The sequence below is a fragment of the Marinobacter sp. DUT-1 genome (assembly GCF_050379415.1).
Lineage (GTDB): Bacteria > Pseudomonadota > Gammaproteobacteria > Pseudomonadales > Oleiphilaceae > Marinobacter.
The window spans coordinates 69240-87334 of record NZ_JBNRLS010000007.1 but is presented as its reverse complement, the minus strand read 5'-3'; the positions used below and the strand labels follow the sequence as shown (position 1 = coordinate 87334).

Below are 18095 nucleotides of genomic sequence, written 5' to 3'. Positions count from 1 at the left end.
TGTAGTAGCCCCCATTTAAACCGGACACCTTGGTAGAAGCAAAGGCCTAGGCATAGACCTAGTGCAAAGGAGTGTCCAAGGTGGAGAGAATCGAAGTCATAACTGGAGTGCAGCGTCGTCGCCGGTATTCCGCGCAGGAGAAGGCATTCATGGTCGCGGAGTGTGAGCGGCCTGGCATGTCGGTATCGCTTGTCGCACGACGTCATGGTATATCAGCAAGTCTGTTGTTCCGTTGGAAGAAGCTGATGAAAGACGGTGGCATGTCCGCGATTGAATCTGGTGATGAGGTTGTCAGTGCATCCGAGATGAAAGCCCTGAACAAGAAGGTCCGGGAGCTGGAGCGGATGTTGGGCCGCAAGACGATGGAAGCTGAAATACTCCGGGAAGCCCTGGAGGTGGCTCAGTCAAAAAAGTTGATCTCGCGCATGCCGTTGCTGCCACCGGACGATACCCTCTGAAACGGGTTGCGGAGGTAATGAAGGTATCGCGCTCCAACCTTCTGGATCGCCTTCATGGTCGCCAGAAAGGCAGAAGCCCAAGATATAACAAGCAGGACGATGAGCGGCATTTGCCGTTTATCCGAGAGCTGTGCGATGCCCGTGCTGCCAATGGCTATCGAAGGATCACTGCTCGGCTGAATCGGTTGCTGGCAGCAAACGACGAGCGAGTGAACCACAAGCGCGTGTATCGACTGATGAAGCAGGATGGACTGTTGTTACCCCGTTATACGGGACGGCCCCAGGAGCGCTGCCATAACGGCCAGGTCATCACCTTGAAGCCAGACCTTCGCTGGTGCTCAGACGGCTTCGAGATCCGTTGCTGGAACAAGGAAGTTGTGCGTGTTGCGTTCAGCCTGGACTGCTGTGACCGCGAACTGATGCGCTACGTGGCGACCACCGGCGGCATCACCGCTGAGATGGTCCAGGATTTACTGCTGGAAAGCCTGGAATACCGCTTCGGCCAGTCAGAACGTGTTCCGCACCCACTCGAATGGCTGACGGATAATGGCAGCTGCTACATTGCCAAAGAAACGCGGGCCTTCGCGTCCTCTCTGGGCTTTGTGGTGTGTACCACACCAGTCAGAAGCCCTCAGAGTAATGGCATGGCTGAGGCCTTCGTGAAGACGTTCAAGCGGGACTATGTGTACCTGAACGATCTTCCTGATGCCGCCACGGTGATGGCCAGGTTGCCGGAATGGATCGAGGACTATAACCGCAGCCACCCGCACAAGGGGCTGAAAATGAAATCGCCCTGGGAGTACCGGGCAGAACTGGCATCAAATTGATGAGGTGGTGTCCGGTTTAGCGGGGGCAACTACAGCCACCACCAGAAGGGTTTCCGGTGGTGCTTGGGTAGTTGCCGCCGGGGAAGTCGGATGCTTTAGTCATAACATATCTCCTGTGCTTAAGTGGGTTGCTGGTTTTTTCCAAACCAGTAACGCTATCTTCTCAGCAGATGCTTTTCCCCGGGAGGGGAGTCGGCATGGGAAATTTCTCCCCGATAGGTTAGTCGGATTTTTCAACTCTGGGTGGAGCTAATACGGGTCAGGGTCAAAAAATCCGTCTACAAGCAGTGAGCAGTTAAGTTAGTGGGGGAGGCAGGTCAACCGGCAGTACCATGAATGTCATGCCCCTGATGCTAATTGGCGTGTGTTCACGTAAGAAAGCCGTCGCTTCGCTTGCTCCACGAGCGATTTTTGATTCAGTTATATCGGGTAGTTCCAACTCGTTAAAATTATTAAAGTTTTGACTGCACAGAAAATTTCAAATTACTGGTTAGACTGATGGCTTGATTATCAGCTTAAATGCGCGGACTATTTATATTAGCTTTAAATAACAAGGAAGATTATGCACGAACCTCGTGTCAAAGATTTCTGGGGCAAAAGTCTCTGTAGAGCGATTGTAAAGGTATGTGAATCGTGGCTTGTGAAATACATAGCGAGGCCCATTCTTTTTCTCGGTCCTCCAATTTTTGTAAGCACGTTAGCTGTTAGAGACAGCCTCCGTGAAGACATCGTTACGTATGCGGGAGAGGGAGTAGGCAATTTTCTTAATAATTCAGCATTGATTATTATTGTCGGAACCTACCTATACGTCGTGCTGGTCAAAGCACTTTATGCCGCAATAAGATCCTACGCGAAACCGGCACGGCAGCTTGAGACAGGTGATTTATTCGCACTTATAAAAGCTATAGACATCGTAGTAGGTGATAAAACCAAACGATTCAATTCTGAAGCTAAGCACCGAGGAAAGCAGCCTGACTTTTGTGGACGGAAAACATTCCTTCAAATTACGCGGCCTGACCAGCAGATTCCACTTTTGACGGCAGGCGTAAGGAGCGTCTTCGAGTATATGGGGTCCAAGGACACTGCACTCAGGGTTGGTCTTATCAAGATCGAAAATGATAAGCCGGTTGATTGGTATTCATTTGACCCAGCTTCGTCACCGCCGCGCACGCCAGCAGCGGATTTGGGCGCTCCCACAAGCACCGTGTCCCGATGCATTAAGGCACGATCGATTATTGTTGTCGAAAACATAGCTAAAGAACTGGCCAAAAAGACTAAAGGTGAACGCCGGTTTATGAAAGGCAATTTCCAAGAGGGTGATGAGGGATCCCAACTCTGTTATCCGGTGATTCATCCAGCAACTAATTGTGTTGAGTACGTGATCACGATTGCAGGAAATAGGGCCTCATGTCTGGTCGAAAAACACGCTGAACTCTATGCTTGGGTAATCGAGCATTTTGCCGTGCGAATCACAATGGAACATAGTCTATTGATTCTTAGGGAGAAAGCACTTGAGTCAGAAAAAAGATCAGCCGCATAAAAGGGTTGCCGTTAGGTTCACAGTGGATTTCACTTCTAGTGAGGCGGCAAAACAATTACGACGCTCAGAATTTGAGGAGTCCGTAAAAAAAGAGTCTGACTTGTATGGAAAGAAAAACAACGAAAGCGAACTGTAGGTAACATTTCTATCGTCTGCTGCTTCTTTGAAAACGCTGGACTGGATTTACCCCGGTCCACTAGACACTCCTAGTCTATGATTGGACTTCCCCCGGTGTAGTGGACACGCCTGGCCTATGATTACAGCATAGGAGGAAGTGCAGCTGGAACTTGCGATTCCAGTTATATTCAAAACTCGGCCCCTCCCTCGATGGCAAAGCTTTCTGACCGGGCGCGTCTTCAGGATAGCGCACGCCAAATCGATCATCAGACCACCGCTAAATTGAGTTTTTCACTCCCCTAATCTCCTCTAGCTCTTAATCCTGGAGGTAACCCACTTAGAGCTTTACCTACCTTCTTTTTGGTGCTAAATATGTCGATTATCTCAATAGACCATTGTTTTATTTTACCTTTTTTTGAAAATCTCATGCTATCCATGGAAAGTCATGAGAAATCTCGCCTTACCACGGTCACCCCAAATCGTAATTTTGGTGACCCCGCCCCAAGTATCTGATTTTAAAGACCACCAGATCTCACCTTAACGTTGGACTGACACCTGAGGGACAGGCCAGTTTCCCCCTCCGAAAATGCTCGGAGCCATGGATGGCGGAGAGCAAGCGTACAGGGACGTATTCACAGCGGTTTTCGGAGGGGGAAACTGGCCTGTTCCAGGCACCAAACTCGAAGGCTTAGGAGCGGAGTAACACCATGTCAGGCAAGACCGTAAACAGCGCCATTCTTCTGCTGGTCATCGGCAACGCCATGGCCATCGCCTCGGACGTATTCATCAAACTGCTGGAACCGGGCACCCCCATCTTCCAGTTTGCGTTCCTGCGCTGCATCCTGACCCTGGTGTTCCTTCTGCCCCTGCTCGGCCAACTGAACCGCCAGCACCTGTTTGCAGGCCTCGGCATCCACACCGTGCGCGCCCACATCCACCTCGCCGGCATCCTGTGCATGGTCATCGCCCTGGGCAACCTGCCCCTGGCCACTGCCAACGCCGTGTTCTACGCCGCCCCTATCCTGGTCATGGTGCTGTCCGTCATCGTCTTCCGCGAACAGCTGACCCCCCTGAGCGTATTCGCCGTATTCAGCGGCTTCGCCGGTATCGTCGTCATCCTGCGCCCGGTGGAATTCAACTGGGCCGCCATCGCCGCCCTGGGTTCCGCCTTCGCCCTTGCAATCAACGCAGTGATGGTCCGCCAGCTGCCCAAACAGCAATCCACCGTCCAAAACTGTTCCTGAACTACCTGCTGATCCTGCCAGCGGCGGGCGCCCTGGCCTGGTGGGAAGGCGCTGCCTGGGACGCCAGCATCCTGATCAGCGCCCTGGGCTCCGCCCTGTTCATACTCGGTTACAACATCACCGTACTGCTGGCCTACCGGCAGGAGGATGCCAACCAGGTCACCAGCGCCGAATACACCGGGCTGATCTGGGCCGTGGCCATTGGCTGGATCTGGTTCGGGGAAGTGCCGGACCTCTGGTTCCTGGCCGGCAGCCTGATGATCGTGGTACCGCTGATCCTGATCGGATTACGGCACCGGCGCCGCTCACCGGCCCGAGGCTTCAACCCCGACACCCGGCGAGCGAATTCTGAAGAGCAGAAAACCGGATTCAGCGACGGGACTGCTCGATTAGCGCATGAGTGTCGCGAATGATGCGGGCAACCCGGTGCTCCGGCGGCAGGTGATCGTCATACCGCAGGTTCGTGCGGTAACCATCCCGGTAGCGATAGTGATCGTGGCGGTCCCGGTAATGGCGGTGCTTGTCCCGGTAGTCGCGGCGATCATGACGACGATGATGGTGACGATCATCACGATCCCGGTAACGGCGGTCCCGGTACTTGTAGTGCCGTTCGTAATGGTCCCGTCGGTAGTGGGCCTTCATGAGTTTCTTCTGTTGCCCCGGCGGCAATGCCTTGCCCCGGTCGAGCTGCTTCTGGATACCCGGCGGATGGCCAAAGCCCCGGTAATCGTCAGCTGCGGCAGTGCCGCCAAAACCAAGGGCAATCACCACTAGACTGCTGAGCAATAATCGTTTCATAGCTGTTCTCCCGTCCTGTTCAAGACTGGATCGACAACAACCCGGAGCCATTTCCGGGTTACCTGATTGCAGGTTATCGAACGGGAGAAGAATGTCAGCGCCCGGCCCCGGGCTTTGCACAAGCTTTACATGGAGCAGGGCAAACTTGACGTTTAACTGTCGGCCTTGTGGACAGAACGCAGGTGAGACTCGATGGTGAAGGTATGGGCGCAGTCATCCCCCAGAGCCCGTAACGACTCCGCCAGCCGCAGCAGGTACTCGGAATTGGGGCCACTGGGCCCTGTGGCCGACGCAATCTGGCGGGCGATGTCAGCTTCCGGCGCCTCGCCGAGAAACGCCTCGTTGTCCTCGGTGGCAATGTAAACAAGCCCTTCTGCGTGACTGCCATCGTCAAAGGTCATCGTGGTACTGAAGCGCAGGTAGCCATTCTTCTCCCGCACGTCCAGATACTCGAACACGTGGGGCGAGACCCGGTAGGCCATACCCTTGCATACGGCGCCCGGCTGTTCGATCAGGGTTACCACACGCCCGGGGGCTTCCGGGGTGCCGCGATGATCGTGGGAGGCCTGCCAGAACCGACGGGCCCACCCGCGAATGGAGGCCGGGCGCTTCTCCAGGAACGGAAAATCCACCTTGTAGATCAGCGAGCCATAGCCGAACAGCCAGATGGCATCGATGCCTTCGAAATTGAAGCGTTTGCGATTGTGCTCAATGGTGTTAACAGACATGGAACGCCGCCGGAGAATTGCTGAAGCTCGCTATTCTAGGCCGTCTGGGTGCTGGCGATAAAGCCGGCAATGCCCGTCAGGACAATTTCCGCCGCCATGGCGGACAGAATCAGGCCGCTGATTTTCGACATGATGTTGAGGCCGGTCTTACCCAGGACCTTCTCCAGGTATCCGGACAGATGCAGCAACCCCCCCAGGATCAGCAGCCCTGACACCAGGCCCAGCAGACCACCAGCGACCTGGGGCACCGCCTTAAGTTCGGCACCATAAACCATGATCGCACCAATGGTGGCCGGGCCAATCATGACCGGAATGGCCAAAGGCACCACGGCCACATCGTCCCGGTCTTCCTCCGGCAGACCTGTCGCATGGTTACGGGTACCGCTGCTGACCAGGCTTACCGCCGTCAGGAACAGGAGGCAACCGGCGCCGATGCGGAAAGAGTTCAGGGTAATGCCGATGGCATCGAACATCAGCGGGCCGGCAAAGAACAATACGAGCCCCAGGATAAACGCGGACAAGATTGACCGACGGATAATCGAGGACTTTTCGGCAACCGGCAGCCCCCGGGTAAGCGCCAGGAACATGGTGACCACAAAGAACGGTGCCAACAGGAACAGGAAGCGAATGGTGCTGCTCAGATAGGTACTGAAAAACGTCTCAAACATCAGGAAAGTCCGGCCGGAAAAAACGGCAAGCATAGCGCCTGATTTCAAAGACTTCCGTACGCAACAGAACGTACTCCGCCCTTATCCCGTCCGGGACCACACCGAACACGATGTCCAGATCGTCGTGACCGAACAGGACCTGGCCGACCTCCGCGGCCTGGCACCTCGCCTGAGAGCCCTCAAGATCATCGAGAACTGCGCTCATCCGGACTTCAAACCGAAACTACTGGACTACTTCGAGCGCGCCTGCGCCAGCGGCCGGGGTATACATACCCCGCATTTGCTGGGCGAGGCATTGAGCTGACATCAGCGGTTTGAGGAAACCGGGCAGATGTGACTGCCTTGATTGACCGGCTGGGTTACCAGCCGGTCAGCGGTATGCCGTGTTCTTTCAGGTAATCGCCGTTTTCCTCGAGGTACTCTCGAGTTCGGTTTTGATAGTGAGAAGGGCTTCCTTCGATCTCATTGGCTTGTAGGCGGGCCAGTTCAATTTCATTTCCGGGCTGATTCATCATCCAGATGACAATCTCGCCTCCGGGGGCCAGACCAAAAGTCAGAGTGTCCCTCGGTTTCATTCGAACATCTACCTGCGTCACCATTGGGGCTAGTTCCCGCATCTCTTCTTTCCACTTTTGTGGAATTTCTATCAATCTCTGATAGAACTTCTGCTCCGCAAAGGAAAACCATTGTATCGCCACAAAGTTGGGAAAAGGCTCCATCCTTCCAGCAACCCCACGGGGACCGTTTGGCCCCTTCCAGCAACAGCCCATCGATCCCGCTGGATGCCACCAGTGTCTGACACCTGATAACTCAAACTCCAAGTGCTCCACCCAAATATCATAGTGTTTCGGCGTAGCGAGCTGGAAACGCCAAGCAATGGAATCGTTTTCTTTCGCCGTACTCGCGCAGGCCGACAGCGTGAAAAATACGGCAATGATTAGTACGTTTTTAATCCTCATGATTTATCCAGAAACTGTATTGGGGTGAACCTTACGCTTACGAGATAAAGCGGGTCTCAGCGGATGTATGAACTCCTGAGCCGGTATTTCCAAAACAGCTATCTCACCAGCCATCAACCACTCAAGCGGGTTGTAATGATCAGAATGATGAATGTATCTCTGCCTGAGCCAATCGGTTTTCTCTGGATGAAGCGATACCTCCGTTTCTCCAGTACCAATCTGTTGTGAGAAGCTTTCGAACAGTGCCCCGAGTTCTTCGGGCATATTCATTGCTGGATCAGTTGAATCCATCTGATCAAGTGGAACCCCTTTCCCTCTTGCCAACTCATGCATCAAATACAACCCTACCCTCGAATACTCACCTTTTATTTTCCTGGTCATCCTCAGTGACATTTCCACCTGGCCATCTGGTAGGGGATGCTCATATCTTTTTTGTTCTATACGGATAGATGCCTCTCTTCCATCGGACAATGGCAGGCTGTGTTGCCCAACCCAACCCTCCAACTCCACTCTGCTTTGCAAACTCTCAAGGTTATCCCACTCCGTCGTTTTCCGAGGCCAACGGGTTTCCCTGCCCCTAACATTCAGCGTTGGATAAAGCAGTAAGTCCTCGGTTTGTAGGTCCGGATACCCGCCTCCTACGTCCGAGTGCGCGCCAGGCAAGGTAATCTCTACAAAGTTTTCAGGCAGTCTGCCATCTTCTCCTTTAACGCTGTTTAGTGAGAAGTTTGCTCGTTTTTCGTCTGCCGCCACCAAGTGCACGACGTGGCTAATTTTGTTTGCGTCCAAATAAAGCTCAACCGGGCTATTCCGGTCATTACCAGCTGATAGATCAAAGTTTGAGGGATTGAAAATGCCCGCAACTGTGTCAAAAAGCCCCAGGAAGCGGATTCTTACTTCATCGGGCCAGCCGATGCCCTCATCGATCAGAGCCATACCCATCTCGCCATCCCTTCCCTTCAGGATTTCATTGGTCGCGTGACGGGCGGCAGCGGCACCTCGACTGAAACCGAACAAGTCCACTGTCAGGGTCTGTATTTTTGCTCCCTCCGTGGCATCCAATATCCTCCGTGCCGCCTCATTGAACAGTCTCCTGACCTGTTCAATCACACCGGTTTCACCAAGGCCTGTTGCTGCACCAATCAATGAATCCTCCTCACCACTTTTTGTGCCGGCGCCCGGCTCATAGGCCTTAACGGTCACCGTCCTCTTTGACCTATCTTTAAGATCCTCTTCCTTATACAAATCAAACAACTTCACAACATTGGTCGGCTCGTTGGCATAGCTCTCGCCCATCCGCATCGCGAGTCGATTCCGGCACTCTTCTAGACGGGAAGGATCAGCCTTGATCGGCCCCACGCACTCAGCCATCAACCGTTTCCTGAATATCTCAATGTTGTCGACATTATTCAGCGTGCCATCGGTGAATAGTCCTGCTACCAGATGGACGCCGTCCGGTTCACCTTCGGAGGCCGGACTTTTTGACTCGGTCGCAAGCGGCAGGACACTGGCCGATGCGCCCAGCGGTAGCGTGAGCCGGCGATCAGCATTTTCGTGCTGCGGGCCTCCATTGAGCTCGGACTCCGCCGGACTTCCCTCATAATTCCGGAAACCGATCCCCTCAGCACGGGACAGGTCCTTGGGGGTCAATCCCTTGCGGTTCAGCTCTGATACGGAATGTTTGAGGCCGATGATTTCGCGCGCGCCACTCTCGCAATGCCAGACTCCCGAGCTGCCATCACCTTGATCCGGTCGCCAGGAAACTACCGGGCTCATCGGACGATCCGAGCCGATACCGGTATGGACCAGACAGAGTTCGCCTGCGGCAACGCGGGAGATCAGGTGCTGGTGAACCGTCTCGCGAGGAGTGCCGGGCAGGATACCCGGGATATCATTGAGTATCAGTGAGGAGTGGACCGAAAGCGGATCAGACAGTGTCCGGCGAAGGGTTTGCGAAGCCAGAAACGGGTTTTCGACCAACGGCAAATCCGCCAGGCGCAGGCGATAGAAGGGTTTGATGTGCATAACGTTCCCTGTTGTTCCTGGGTGCCCGATTCCCTTTCGGACACCTGTCGATGGCAAGCCGGATCCGTGGCTCGCCGGGACAGGAGAAACTACTCAATTTGCCAGCACGACACAAGGGAAAGGCTCTCAGTTCGAACCTACCCAAATTGGGCAAAAATATGCCCAATTTGGGTAGGAAGTATCAATTCAAACCTGCAGAGCCATTAACCGGCCATCGCCGGCTCGCTGAGAGCCTGCATTCCCGCCGCTTCCGCGCAAGCATACTGTTCAGCATCAAACCGCTTGGTCTGCTGGCGGAATTGCCAGGTAAAGCCCGGCCAGAGGGTGGTGTTCTTGCCGTTCTCGTTCACGTACCAGCTCTTGCAGCCGGTCTGCCAGACCGAATCCCCGAGTTTGGCGTGAATTGAAGCGTTGTATTGGCTGAAGGCCTCTGCCTTCACCTCCACACTCTTCCACCCCCGATGCTGCATCTTCTTGATGGCATCGAGCACGTACTGCACCTGGGATTCGATCATGTACACCATGGAACTGTGGCCAAGGCCGGTATTGGGGCCCATGAGCATGAAGAAGTTCGGGAAACCGGCCACTGTGGTGCCCTTGTAGGCCTCTGCGCCTTCGTGCCAGGCGTCCAGCAGGTCCTGTCCGCCACGGCCGAAGATCATGCCCCGCGGGATCGGCTCCTGCGCCTTGAAGCCGGTGCCGTAGATGATGCAGTCCACGGAACGCTCGTTGCCGGCGTAATCCACAATCACATTGCCTTTCACTTCCCGGATGCCATCGGTCAGTACGTTCACGTGGTCCTGGTCCAGGGCCGGGTAGTAGTTGTTGGAGATCAGTACCCGCTTGCAGCCAAAGTGGAAATCCGGGGTAACCTTTTTGCGCAACTCCTTGTTACTGATCTGACTTCGGATGTGCCGGCGGGCCTGCAGCTCACCGATTTTCAGGATTCGGGGGTTACCCACAAAACCCAGAACCCGGCCTTCCAGCATCCAGTAGATACTCTGGCGGAACGCATTCAGGGTTTGCGGAAACTTCCGGAACATCATTCTCTCAAGCGGACGGATCTCCCGATCCGGCTTGGGCATGATCCAGGGTGGTGTGCGCTGGTACAGATCCAGCTTCGCGGCCTCTTTGGCGACCTCGGGCACGAACTGGATCGCGGAAGCACCAGTGCCGATGACCGCCACGCGCTTGCCCCGCAGGTCGTAGTCGTGATCCCAGTCCTGGGAGTGGAAGCTGGTGCCAGTGAAGGTCTCAATGCCCTTGATGTCGGGGTAGGACGGAGTGCTGAGCCCCCCCATGCCGGACACCACGATGTCTGCGTTCAGTTTGCTGAACCAGGGAAGGTCCTTGTCGTTCCTGTCCAGTTCATCCCCCGGCTTCAGACCGTTCTTCTGCATGTAGGCCCAGAGCCTGGGACTATCGCAGGTTTCGATGGTCCAGGTTCCGGCCTTGTCGTCCCAGTGAGCGCCGGCGACATGGGTATTCAGCCGGATGTGGTCCATTAACCCGTATTTTTCGGCGCAGCGTTTGAGGTAGGCCTTGATCTCCGGCTGGGTCGCGAACATGCGACTCCAGTAGGGGTTCTGTTCAAAGGAGTAGGAGTACAGCGCCGACTGAACATCACAGGCGCAGCCCGGGTAGTGGTTCTCGTGCCAGGTGCCGCCGATGTCGTCGCTCTGTTCGAGGATCACAAAGTCGTGAAACCCGGCTTCTTTGAGTTTGATGGCCATGCCGAGGCCGGAGAAGCCGGTGCCGATTATGGCGATCTGCGTGTTTCTTGTCATTGCTGCTCTCCTGGTTGGCCTTTGCGGCCTTGTCTGCTTTTGTTCGAGTGGTCATCATGACCGGTAGACACATGTATACATGAGCAGGTAGACAGCCGTATACTTTGTTGGCTCCGTTTTTGGGCAAATGGCCTCGGTTGACAAGCTCTTGTCCTCTCTCACCACCCGGCCTTACTCCGAAACAAGAGGAACGCATGAACGCTTTAACAGGCGGAAAACTGAAACTGATCCAGGCCGCACTTCGGCTGATTACCGAAACCCGAAGTCTCACGTCACTGGGGCTACGGGAACTCGCCCGGGAGGCGGGGCTAAACCCGAACACCTTTTACCGGCACTTCAAGAACCTGGACGAATTCGGGCTGCAGGTGTTGGGTTACATCGCCGAAGACATGAAGGCGGGAGTCCGGCAGCTTCGGCAGATGGCGGATTCGTCCGAACAGGCGTCCCACGACACCGTTGCATTCGTATACGGCTATTTCCTGGCCAACCCGGCGGCAACCACTGTGGCCGTCCGGGAACTTCACGGCCCTTCGCCGGCGCTGCGCCGAGCTCTGGAATCGCAACTGGAGGCCAGCGCGCGGGAAATGGCGGAGGATATTATCGAGCGACAATTAGTCAGTGCCGTGCCGCCGGAGACCATTCATGAAATTTCCCGTATGACGATCCGCTACATCCTCTTCCGGGCCATGGATTACATCGAGAAACCGGCACTGCGGGAAACCATCCAGACCGAAACCGAGCACTTCATCAACCGACAGTTCCGGGGCGCAATGCTGGACCACCTGTCCCAGACGGATGTCGAGCACCTTGCAATGACCCACACCTGATTCGCTCTCGAAACCTCCGGTTTACGGGCAGATCTGGCAGCCTGCACTAGTATGTAGGTATCCAGGCATCTGATTAATCGAGAAATCCGGAGGTACACCAATAATGAAAATCGGTATCCCCAGGGAAATTTTCGAGGACGAGCGGCGGGTGGCCGCTACGCCACCCTCTGTTCACAAACTGATCGGACTTGGTTACGACGTCATCGTCGAAGGCGGCGCCGGCGAGGCGGCGCACTACTCCGATGCAGCCTACGAGAAGGTGGGCGCGGCCATCGCCGCTGACACCACGTCGTTGTGGAAAGAAGCCGACTTTATCCTGAAAGTCCGGGCACCCATGGAGAACCCGGCACTGGGCAAACACGAAGCGGATCTGATGAAGGAAGGGGCGTTTCTGGTCAGCTACATCTGGCCGGCCCAAAATCCGGAACTGCTTGAGAAGCTCGCCGCCAGAAAAATCACATCTTTCGCCATCGACAGCCTGCCCCGCATCAGCCGCGCCCAGAAGATGGACGCCCTCAGTGCCATGGCCAACATTGCCGGCTATCGGGCGGTAATTGAGGCCGCCAATCACTTCGGGCGTTTCTTTACCGGTCAGGTGACGGCTGCAGGTAAGGTCCCCCCGGCGAAAATCATGGTGATCGGTGCCGGGGTGGCAGGCCTCGCGGCCATTGGCGCCGCCAACAGCATGGGCGCCATCGTTCGGGCTTTCGATACCCGCCTGGAGGTGAAGGAACAGGTCGAAAGCATGGGGGCCGAGTTCCTGGTGCTGGACTTCGAGAACGAGGATGGCAGCGGCAGCGGTGGTTACGCCAAGCAGATGAGCGACGAGTTCATAAAGGCCGAGATGGCGCTGTTTGCTGAGCAGGCCAAAGAGGTGGATATCATCATCACCACCGCGCTGATTCCCGGCAAGCCAGCGCCGAAACTGATCACCGCCGATATGGTGAAATCCATGAAGCCCGGCAGCGTAATCGTGGATCTGGCCTCAGAGCGAGGCGGTAACTGCGAACTGACCGAACCCGGCAAGGTGGCTCATCAACACGGCGTCACCCTGATCGGCTACACCGATCTGCCCAGCCGCATGGCCAAGGTGGCCAGTGAGCTCTACGCCACCAACCTGGTGCATCTGCTCACCGAGCTGACACCGGAAAAGGACGGCACGCCGGTGATCAACATGGAAGACGAAGTCATCCGTGGTCTGACGGTGGTGCACGAAAACGACATAACCTGGCCACCACCAAAACCGGAATCGCCGGTCAGCCCGAAACCCGCACCGGGCACCGAGGAGCCTTCAGCCGAAGCAAAAGCCGCCGCCAAGAAGCACGCAGACCGCCGCAGCCTGATCGGCAAGGGCGCGCTGTTCGTGGTCACGGCCCTGGCACTCTACGGAGTGGGCGCCCACGCGCCGGAAAGCTTCCTGCAACACTTCACCGTGTTCGTGCTGGCGTGCTTTATTGGCTGGCAGGTGATCTGGAATGTGACGCCTTCCCTGCATACGCCCCTGATGAGCGTCACCAACGCCATCAGCGGCATCATCGTGATCGGCGCCACTCTGCATCTGGCCCAGGCGGAAAATATTGCCGTTGGCATCATGGCGTTTGTCGCGGTGCTGATTGCCAGCATCAACGTGGGGGGTGGCTTCCGGGTCACCCATCGCATGCTCAAAATGTTCCGCAAGTAGGAGGCGCCCGATATGAGCACAGGACTGGTGAGCGTGGCCTACGTGGTCGCAAGTATCTGTTTCATCCTCAGCCTGGGCGGCCTCAGCCACCAGGAATCGGCTCGGCGCGGTAATCTCTACGGCGTCGCAGGCATTATCATCGCGGTGGGGGCCACCCTGGCCAGCGTGGACGGAGGCATCACGGCCATTATCATTGCAGTGTTGCTCGGTGCCGGCATTGGCATTCCCATCGCCAATAAGGTGGAAATGACCCAGATGCCGCAGCTGGTCGCCCTGCTCCACAGCTTTGTGGGTCTGGCGGCGGTGTTGGTGGGTTTCTCCGGTTATATCGAGCCGTTGATTGCCACCTCCGGGGCCGAGCACACCATCAAACTGGTGGAAGTGTTCGTCGGCATCTTTATCGGGGCGGTCACCTTCACCGGATCGCTGGTGGCCTGCGGCAAGCTGGACGGCCGAATCGACAGCAAGGCGCTGACCCTGCCCGGCCGGCACCTGATGAACCTGGCGGCAATCATTGTCTGCGTATTCCTCGGGGCGTGGTTCCTGGGCACCGAGAGCATGGCCCTGGGCATTGTCGCCCTGGTGCTTATGACCGCCATTGCCTCTGTGCTCGGTATTCATCTGATCATGGCCATCGGCGGCGCCGACATGCCGGTGGTGGTATCCATGCTCAACAGTTACTCCGGGTGGGCGGCGGCCTCCATCGGTTTCATGCTGGGCAATGATCTGCTGATTGTCGTTGGTGCCCTGGTGGGCAGCAGCGGCGCCATTCTCAGCTACATCATGTGCAAGGCCATGAACCGGTCATTCATCAGTGTGATTCTCGGCGGCTTCGGACAGACCAGCAGCAGTTCAGCGGCCGCGGATGCCGACCAGACGGTGCACGAATCCAGTGTCGATGATGTCTGTGAGGAGCTGCGCAACGCCGAGTCGGTGATCATCGTGCCCGGTTACGGCATGGCGGTGGCCCAGGCGCAGAATGGCGTCAGTGAGATGACCAAACTACTTCGGGATCGGGGCGTGAACGTGCGTTTCGGCATCCACCCGGTGGCCGGCCGCCTGCCAGGACACATGAATGTGCTATTGGCGGAAGCCCACGTACCTTATGACATCGTGCTGGAAATGGACGAAATCAACGATGACTTCCCGGATACCGACGTGGTGCTGGTCATCGGCGCCAACGACACCGTGAACCCGGCCGCCGCCGAAGACCCGGGCAGCCCGATTGCCGGCATGCCGGTGCTGGAGGTCTGGAAGGCCCGGCAGGTGGTTGTCCTCAAGCGGGGCATGGCCACCGGTTATTCCGGGGTGGAGAACCCGCTGTTCTTCAAGGACAACGCCCGGATGCTGTTCGGCGATGCCAAGGAAAGTATCGATAAGGTGGTGAGCGGGTTGCGGGGCTGAGGGCAGCCCCGCCCCCTGTGTTCTCCGGGATTTATTCGGTGGTGTTGTACACGTAGGACGAGACGGTTCCATCCTGGTTGAACCGCACCACCAGGTCGGTGGTTTCCGCATCACCGAAGGCAGACCACTTGTACTTGCCATAGGTCCACGTACGTTTGCCGTCTTCGATTCCGGTGCGCCAAGGCTCGCCGAACATTTCCTGAATATCCGATCGGGTGGTCTCGCCGATGCGGATCTGGTCGATGTTATGGGTCGGGAAATCCTGGCCGACGGTGGCGCAGCCAACCAGGGTTGCTATCAGGATGGCCAATGCCATGGTTTTGAGAGACTGAAACGCAGTCATTATGAGCTCCCTGTTTTCTTCTGAGTTTCCCTAATCTTAGCTGTTATATCGAAGGACGCGATTACGGGGCTGACAGGTTCAGAACCGGCTCTCAGTCACAAAAAAGCCGCAGGCCTTTCGGCGCTGCGGCACAGTGGGATCGAAGGGTCGATCAGTACAGCTTGGCGAGGGACTTCCTGGCGAAGGATGCCACTTCCTCGAGGCGGCCTTCCTTCACCTTGACCAGCCATTCCGGGTCCTGCAGCAGGGCCCGGCCTACGGCGATCAGCTCGAATTCGTGGTTGTTCATGCGCTCAACCAGCTCGTCGATGCCGGCTTTCTCCACTGCTTCTTTCTTGCTCGCGAAGGTACCGCTGATGAAGTCTTCGGTAAGGCCGACGCTGCCCACGGACATGGTGGGCTTGCCGGACAGCTTCTGGGTCCAGCCGGCCAGATTCAGGCTGGAACCTTCAAACTCCGGTTCCCAGAACCGACGGGTGGACGCGTGGAAGATGTCCACACCGGCCTCTACCAGGGGTTTGAGGAAACGCTCGAGTTCTTCGGGACTGTTGACCAGCCTGGCTTCGTAATCCTGCTGCTTCCATTGGGAAAAACGCAGCATGATCGGGAAATCCGGGCCGACACGGTGGCGGACTTCCTCAACGATTTCCACCACAAAGCGCAGGCGGTTTTCCATGCTGCCGCCGTACTCGTCGTCCCGCTGGTTGGTGCCTTCCCACAGGAACTGGTCCAGCAGGTAGCCGTGAGCACCGTGGATCTCAACGCCGTCAAAACCCAGTGCTTTGGCATCCTGGGCAGCATCGCCAAAAGCCTGAATAACATCCTGGATATCTTCCCTGGTCATGGCCTTGCCGTTGGGCTTGCCCGGTGCGAACAGGCCGGAGGGACTGAATCCGGGAACGGACGGATCCGGATCGGTGCCTTCTTTGCGCACAGCGCCTACGTGCCAAAGCTGCGGAAAAATGGCGCCGCCGGCCTCGTGTACGGCATCCACCACCTGCTTCCAACCGGCCAGGGCTTCCTCGCCATGGAACGCCGGCACGTTGGGGTAGCCGTTCGCCGCCGGATGGTTGACGGTGGTGCCCTCGGTAATGATCAGGCCAACACCCGCCTCCGCACGGCGGCGGTAATAGGCCACCACGTCTTCACCAGGCACGCCCTTGGGCGAGAAGTTACGGGTCATCGGGGCCATGGCCACGCGGCTGCGCAGCTTGAGGTTGTGGATTTCAAACGGTTCAAACAGGGGACCCAGGTTCATGCTCATGGTAATGTGCAACCTCATTAATTTGGTTTCGTAAAGCAACCCTATTCAATCTGGTTTTAAGATGCAACCCTATTCGGTACACTCCCGTACATGGCCAGAAAACGTTTTGATGATTCCCAGTGCTCCGTCGCCCGCGCCCTCAATGAAGTGGGTGACTGGTGGTCCCTGCTGATTGTGCTACAGGCAATGTACGGTACCCGCCGTTTCGTCGACTTCCAGCAGGAGCTGGGCATCGCCAAGAACATCCTCTGTGACCGCCTCGCGCGCCTGGTTGATAACGGCGTGCTGCGTAAGGTGGACGTGGGTGAACATGGCTCCCGCTTCGAATACCGCCTCACTGAAAAAGGCCGGGATCTGTTCCCGGTGGTGATCGCCCTGCGCCAGTGGGGTGACAAGTGGAATCCGGCACCGGATCAGGGTCCGCTGGATCTACGGGACCGCGCCACCGGCCGGCCTATCCAGGAGGTTCAGGTTCGGGATGCTGACGGCCAGTCGCTGAGCATCCGTGACGTGTTTGTGCCGGACGAAAACCTGCCGGCAGGCAAAAAGAACTCGGCCTGACCATCCGCAGTGCCCGCAGGTACGCATTTTCTTGAGTTGGATCAATCCGCCACTCAAAGCATCATCCACCGCCGACGAATCTTGCGCTAAATCAAGTTTCACTTTCCCGCTGTCATTAATCTGAAGCCATCGACGATTTGCATAAAGGAGATGGCTATGTCCCGTTCTTTCAAACTTGGTGTTCTCGCTGCTGCCGTTATGGCTGCGGCTCCGATGGCGCAGGCTTATGAGGCTGGTGATTTTATTGGTCGTGTTGGTGCGGCTACTGTTGTACCGGATGCATCAAGCGATCCAATCACTAATGTTGCTCCGGACGCGCGCGTGGATGTTGATAACAACACACAGCTGGGTCTGACGCTGAGCTACATGCTCACTGATCAGATTGGCTTGGGTGTACTGGCAGCTACTCCCTTCAGCCACGACATTGAAGGCGAAGGCGATTTGGCTGGCGCGGGTAAACTGGCGGAAACCAAGCACCTGCCCCCCACTATCACGCTGCAGTATTTCCCGATGCCCAATGGCAGCAAATTCCAGCCGTATGTAGGTGCAGGCGTCAACTACACAGTTTTCTTTGACGAACAGACCTCTGGCGCACTAGCCGGCACCGATATCGAACTGGATGACAGCTTCGGCCTGGCCGCTGAAATTGGCATGGACTACATGATTACCGACAACATTGGTGTCAACGCCGCGCTGTGGTGGATAGACATCGATACCGAGGCGAAGATTGAAGCTGCCAACCAGACCGTAGATGTCGAAATCGACCCTCTGGTCTACATGGTAGGCGTTTCCTACAAATTCTGATCCCCGTGCCCTCCGGCAGCCTCATGGTCTGTGGGCTGCCGGAAGGTGCGTTCTCCTGTG

At 56.5% G+C, this 18095-nt stretch carries 16 protein-coding genes and 1 pseudogene; 9 read left to right on the top strand and 8 right to left on the bottom strand.

Annotation, left to right across the window (positions count from 1 at the left end; genetic code table 11):
• Positions 1 to 80 precede the first annotated feature (80 nt).
• From ACQUTG_RS17790 to ACQUTG_RS17780, 3 genes and pseudogenes are all read left to right on the top strand, one after another.
• A protein-coding gene (locus tag ACQUTG_RS17790; protein WP_428918472.1) for an IS3 family transposase occupies positions 81 to 1285 on the top strand; the annotation gives its coding sequence in 2 pieces (ribosomal slippage) (positions 81 to 408 and positions 408 to 1285; 1206 coding nt in all).
• Between the two features lie 562 nt (positions 1286 to 1847).
• On the top strand, positions 1848 to 2825 hold the full coding sequence (locus ACQUTG_RS17785; protein ID WP_428920662.1) for a hypothetical protein: 978 nt from the start codon (positions 1848 to 1850) through the stop codon (positions 2823 to 2825).
• Positions 2826 to 3649: 824 nt separating this feature from the next.
• A pseudogene (locus tag ACQUTG_RS17780) lies at positions 3650 to 4599 on the top strand (DMT family transporter).
• On the opposite strand, the gene ACQUTG_RS17775 reads toward ACQUTG_RS17780, so the two are convergent.
• The 3 genes from ACQUTG_RS17775 to ACQUTG_RS17765 form a co-directional block, all read right to left on the bottom strand.
• Positions 4556 to 4984, bottom strand: coding sequence for a hypothetical protein (locus ACQUTG_RS17775; protein WP_428920661.1), 429 nt, complete (start codon positions 4982 to 4984; stop codon positions 4556 to 4558). The pseudogene ACQUTG_RS17780 and the gene ACQUTG_RS17775 overlap by 44 nt on opposite strands.
• Positions 4985 to 5136: 152 nt before the next feature.
• Positions 5137 to 5712 (bottom strand): gamma-glutamylcyclotransferase, encoded by a 576-nt coding sequence (locus ACQUTG_RS17770; RefSeq protein WP_428920660.1) that lies wholly within the window; start codon positions 5710 to 5712, stop codon positions 5137 to 5139.
• Positions 5713 to 5747: 35 nt separating this feature from the next.
• On the bottom strand, positions 5748 to 6380 hold the full coding sequence (locus ACQUTG_RS17765) for a MarC family protein (RefSeq protein ID WP_428920659.1): 633 nt from the start codon (positions 6378 to 6380) through the stop codon (positions 5748 to 5750).
• Here ACQUTG_RS17765 and ACQUTG_RS17760 point away from each other — a divergent pair.
• Positions 6361 to 6684: an acetyl-CoA hydrolase/transferase C-terminal domain-containing protein gene (locus tag ACQUTG_RS17760; RefSeq protein ID WP_428920663.1), complete on the top strand. Its 324-nt coding sequence runs from the start codon at positions 6361 to 6363 to the stop codon at positions 6682 to 6684. The two genes, ACQUTG_RS17765 and ACQUTG_RS17760, sit on opposite strands and share 20 nt — an antisense overlap.
• A 55-nt stretch (positions 6685 to 6739) precedes the next feature.
• Here ACQUTG_RS17760 and ACQUTG_RS17755 read toward each other — a convergent pair whose 3' ends face one another.
• The 3 genes from ACQUTG_RS17755 to ACQUTG_RS17745 all read right to left on the bottom strand — a co-directional run bounded on the left by ACQUTG_RS17755 (position 6740) and on the right by ACQUTG_RS17745 (position 11151).
• Entirely contained in the window at positions 6740 to 7339 is a 600-nt protein-coding gene (locus ACQUTG_RS17755) for a DUF2931 family protein (protein ID WP_428920658.1), read from the bottom strand.
• 3 nt (positions 7340 to 7342) lie between these two features.
• On the bottom strand, positions 7343 to 9364 hold the full coding sequence (locus ACQUTG_RS17750) for a phospholipase effector Tle1 domain-containing protein (RefSeq protein WP_428920657.1): 2022 nt from the start codon (positions 9362 to 9364) through the stop codon (positions 7343 to 7345).
• A 203-nt stretch (positions 9365 to 9567) separates the two neighbouring features.
• A complete protein-coding gene (locus ACQUTG_RS17745; protein ID WP_428920656.1) occupies positions 9568 to 11151 on the bottom strand; it encodes a flavin-containing monooxygenase in 1584 nt (527 codons plus the stop codon).
• Positions 11152 to 11345: 194 nt separating this feature from the next.
• Between ACQUTG_RS17745 and ACQUTG_RS17740 the strand changes: the two genes are divergently transcribed.
• The 3 genes from ACQUTG_RS17740 to pntB all read left to right on the top strand — a co-directional run bounded on the left by ACQUTG_RS17740 (position 11346) and on the right by pntB (position 15063).
• Entirely contained in the window at positions 11346 to 11978 is a 633-nt protein-coding gene (locus ACQUTG_RS17740) for a TetR family transcriptional regulator (RefSeq protein WP_428920655.1), read from the top strand.
• A 103-nt stretch (positions 11979 to 12081) separates the two neighbouring features.
• The gene (locus ACQUTG_RS17735; protein WP_428920654.1) at positions 12082 to 13659 is read left to right on the top strand and encodes a Re/Si-specific NAD(P)(+) transhydrogenase subunit alpha; all 1578 of its coding nucleotides are present in this window, start codon (positions 12082 to 12084) and stop codon (positions 13657 to 13659) included.
• Positions 13660 to 13671: 12 nt separating this feature from the next.
• Positions 13672 to 15063, top strand: a complete 1392-nt coding sequence (pntB, locus tag ACQUTG_RS17730; protein ID WP_428920653.1) for a Re/Si-specific NAD(P)(+) transhydrogenase subunit beta — start codon at positions 13672 to 13674, stop codon at positions 15061 to 15063.
• A gap of 31 nt (positions 15064 to 15094) precedes the next feature.
• Here pntB and bamE read toward each other — a convergent pair whose 3' ends face one another.
• Both bamE and ACQUTG_RS17720 read right to left on the bottom strand, forming a co-directional pair.
• Positions 15095 to 15406: an outer membrane protein assembly factor BamE domain-containing protein gene (gene bamE, locus ACQUTG_RS17725; RefSeq protein ID WP_428920652.1), complete on the bottom strand. Its 312-nt coding sequence runs from the start codon at positions 15404 to 15406 to the stop codon at positions 15095 to 15097.
• A gap of 151 nt (positions 15407 to 15557) precedes the next feature.
• Positions 15558 to 16670, bottom strand: coding sequence for an NADH:flavin oxidoreductase (locus ACQUTG_RS17720; protein ID WP_428920651.1), 1113 nt, complete (start codon positions 16668 to 16670; stop codon positions 15558 to 15560).
• Positions 16671 to 16760: 90 nt separating this feature from the next.
• Here ACQUTG_RS17720 and ACQUTG_RS17715 point away from each other — a divergent pair, with 90 nt between their 5' ends.
• Together ACQUTG_RS17715 and ACQUTG_RS17710 are read left to right on the top strand one after the other, a co-directional pair.
• A complete protein-coding gene (locus ACQUTG_RS17715) occupies positions 16761 to 17231 on the top strand; it encodes a winged helix-turn-helix transcriptional regulator (protein ID WP_428920650.1) in 471 nt (156 codons plus the stop codon).
• 156 nt (positions 17232 to 17387) lie between these two features.
• The gene (locus ACQUTG_RS17710) at positions 17388 to 18035 is read left to right on the top strand and encodes an OmpW/AlkL family protein (RefSeq protein WP_428920649.1); all 648 of its coding nucleotides are present in this window, start codon (positions 17388 to 17390) and stop codon (positions 18033 to 18035) included.
• Positions 18036 to 18095 lie beyond the last annotated feature (60 nt).

Coding starts and splice junctions, on each gene's coding strand:
- ACQUTG_RS17740 (WP_428920655.1), top strand. CDS start 11,346: ATGAACGCTTTAACAGGCGGAAAACTGAAACTGATCCAGGCCGCACTT.
- ACQUTG_RS17745 (WP_428920656.1), bottom strand. CDS start 11,151: ATGACAAGAAACACGCAGATCGCCATAATCGGCACCGGCTTCTCCGGC.
- ACQUTG_RS17770 (WP_428920660.1), bottom strand. CDS start 5,712: ATGTCTGTTAACACCATTGAGCACAATCGCAAACGCTTCAATTTCGAA.
- bamE (WP_428920652.1), bottom strand. CDS start 15,406: ATGACTGCGTTTCAGTCTCTCAAAACCATGGCATTGGCCATCCTGATA.
- ACQUTG_RS17785 (WP_428920662.1), top strand. CDS start 1,848: ATGCACGAACCTCGTGTCAAAGATTTCTGGGGCAAAAGTCTCTGTAGA.
- ACQUTG_RS17720 (WP_428920651.1), bottom strand. CDS start 16,670: ATGAGCATGAACCTGGGTCCCCTGTTTGAACCGTTTGAAATCCACAAC.
- ACQUTG_RS17765 (WP_428920659.1), bottom strand. CDS start 6,380: ATGTTTGAGACGTTTTTCAGTACCTATCTGAGCAGCACCATTCGCTTC.
- ACQUTG_RS17715 (WP_428920650.1), top strand. CDS start 16,761: ATGGCCAGAAAACGTTTTGATGATTCCCAGTGCTCCGTCGCCCGCGCC.
- ACQUTG_RS17710 (WP_428920649.1), top strand. CDS start 17,388: ATGTCCCGTTCTTTCAAACTTGGTGTTCTCGCTGCTGCCGTTATGGCT.
- pntB (WP_428920653.1), top strand. CDS start 13,672: ATGAGCACAGGACTGGTGAGCGTGGCCTACGTGGTCGCAAGTATCTGT.
- ACQUTG_RS17735 (WP_428920654.1), top strand. CDS start 12,082: ATGAAAATCGGTATCCCCAGGGAAATTTTCGAGGACGAGCGGCGGGTG.
- ACQUTG_RS17750 (WP_428920657.1), bottom strand. CDS start 9,364: ATGCACATCAAACCCTTCTATCGCCTGCGCCTGGCGGATTTGCCGTTG.
- ACQUTG_RS17755 (WP_428920658.1), bottom strand. CDS start 7,339: ATGAGGATTAAAAACGTACTAATCATTGCCGTATTTTTCACGCTGTCG.
- ACQUTG_RS17775 (WP_428920661.1), bottom strand. CDS start 4,984: ATGAAACGATTATTGCTCAGCAGTCTAGTGGTGATTGCCCTTGGTTTT.